Genomic DNA, 2540 nt, shown 5'->3' with positions numbered 1-2540 from the left:
GCTTTTTGCCTTTTATATCATGTCTGGATAAGAGCGCCATAGAACTCCGTTCCCCTGACACGACCAAAAAACTTTCTCCTTTTCCTCCTCTTCCTATTCCTTTTCCTTCTTTCTTCCCTCCTGACTCCTGACTCCTGACTCCTGACTCCTGACTCCTGACTCCTGAGGAAAAGTATTGAGACCGAAAATCAAAAAAGCCTGATAAATTTTAAGATTTACCAGACTTTCTTTTAGATTATTTATTTTTATGGCGGGAGGCGGATTTGAACCACCGACCTTCGGGTTATGCTTACCACCACAGCTTTCACTGCCTTAATTCTGAAACTATCAGAATTAGTTTGTAGTCTGGACTGTCCCTTTACCCTCAGCTTCTATCAAACTAGAACTGCTAGGGTACTTGCCAACCAGTCTCTACACCTTCTCCTTTAATTCGGAGCTTGGCTCGGGATTACCCCGCTAACGGTTTCCCCGAATTTGACAAGTAATCACATACAAATTTCTTCGTATGCCGCCCCTTACAAGGTATAACTTCAAGCTTAGTGACTAGCGGCGTCTATATGTGCTTGTTTTGTTTGTCTTACCTTATAACTTGAGCCCGACGAGCTACCAGACTGCTCTATCCCGCGTCGTCTTTTATTAATATAACCATAACCTCATCAAAATTGCAACCCCTTACTCAAAATATTTTCAAAATTTTTTTCAGGGCTGTCCAATCACCAAATAATTAAGGTTTAAAGCCTCTCCTCATAAAGGAGAAACAAGAAAAAATTTTCATTATTAGTCAATCCAATCCGTTTTCAAGGAGAGGTAATAATTAATTATTAATTATTAATTATTAATTATTAATTGTTGAACTATACCATACACATTTCTCCAATTACTTCCAAACGCTTGACATTACTGAGAGACATATAGTTTTCCCCTAGAGTCTCAGCAATAGTTGGACTGATCCAACCCATCTGAGTTAACAAATGAATAGCCACTGCATATTTCGCTCGTTTAGCACCATCATTAACTTTAATGGCCAAACCCATCCCTTCACCTACCCGACCAATACATTGCACTCCTTCGGCCCCAGACTTACTAACAATTTCTCCTGCCGTCAAGCGCATCAACTCTGTATCAAAACTTCCTTCTCCCCCTACCATTTCTGGATGATAGGTCATCGCCCTGACAATTCGTTCTAGATCCAAACTATCACCTGAAGCCAGTTTAGCGTATAAAGTTGCCATTTGACTCAGTTGCAGGAGATAAGTTGGAGCACCACAGTCATCACGAGCGCCAATAAATTCTGCTGCGGGCATTGCCAGTAACTCAGCTACTTTGCTAATAATCAACTGTTGAACTGGATGCTTCATTTGCAGGTAAGACTCCATCGGCCAATTTCTTTGCTGACAAACAGCCAGCATACCTGCATGCTTACCAGAACAGTTATATTGCAAAGGACTATTTTTATTGGCAGGAGTTGGACATTGGAGTTTTGATGGGTCAATATCACAACGCCATAAAACGTTAAATACCTGTCTTGCTTGCTCTATTGTACCTTGATGGGAACTACAGATAATGGCCAAGTCTAAGTCAGTTAAGTCATAACGTTCTAGGGTGCCTGTAGTAGTAACTGCTAAAGCTTGAAATGGTTTGAGAGCTGAACGGACAAATGTGGCAGTATCTGCACCTCCGGCCACGGACAAAACCCGACCTCTATGGTCGCACACAGTGGCCTGAACTTGGTGAATTGATTCAAGGATACCTTCTCGGAGTAGTCTGACTTCTAGTTGCGAAGTTTGTGTTCTTTTTCCCCTTGTCATTTTTATTTATTGTTTTGGGCAAGTTGAGTATTCATCAAGTACATTAATTTAACTGTATTTTTGAAGACTATCTATCAATTTAATCTTAATAAGTCTCAACTGATTCTCTTATACTAAACTAAGTTATGCTCATCAATATTTCTTCCTTAAAAGTACGAGTATTTTTAGTCATGTCAGCTAAGATAATCGTCTGAAGAGAGTCTTTGTTAAATGAATATTAAATCACGTAGGGTGCGTTACGTGAAACTAACGCACCATCCCACAGCACCCGGTGCGTGAGGTGTAAAACCGAGCATTATTCCATCAGTGGTAAGCGTGCCGTCACATACCCTACTTAATCTTTTGTTTACAAATAGTTTCTAAATATAAACTATTTAAGTACAATTCCGTATGAGATTATTGTATAGAATAGTGTAATGTAGCAGATATTTTAGAAAAATAGTTAAGCATATAATCTGAGAATGAGTCAGGTAAAAATAACTGTAATTACTTGACTACCTAAATCAAAATTACTATGATTTTTTGTAACTATTTTGGGTTAATTTTAGATCGAAACCCAGATTATTCCACCGAGACAAATTATTAATAGCAAACTATAAAAAGTTTTGTGACGGCCGGCCGGGCGCCCAGTGTGCCGCAGGCCGTGCCCTCGCGCCGAATCCGATGACAAGGGGGACGATCGCAGGGAGGAAGGTGGCAGCGAGGACCGGAGCCGCACTACACCTCGGTCAT

1 protein-coding gene is annotated in these 2540 nt (G+C 40.4%); it reads right to left on the bottom strand.

Annotated features, from left to right (window positions below; all coding sequences use genetic code 11):
- Nucleotides 1-854: 854 nt before the first annotated feature.
- Entirely contained in the window at nt 855-1808 is a 954-nt protein-coding gene (locus F6K13_RS27940; RefSeq protein WP_124145055.1) for an asparaginase, read from the bottom strand.
- Nucleotides 1809-2540: the final 732 nt, after the last annotated feature.

It is taken from the genome of Okeania sp. SIO2B9, from assembly GCF_010672505.1.
Taxonomy (GTDB): domain Bacteria; phylum Cyanobacteriota; class Cyanobacteriia; order Cyanobacteriales; family Microcoleaceae; genus Okeania; species Okeania hirsuta.
The sequence above is the reverse complement of the archived record's forward strand: the minus strand, read 5'-3'. Positions and strand labels throughout refer to the sequence as shown.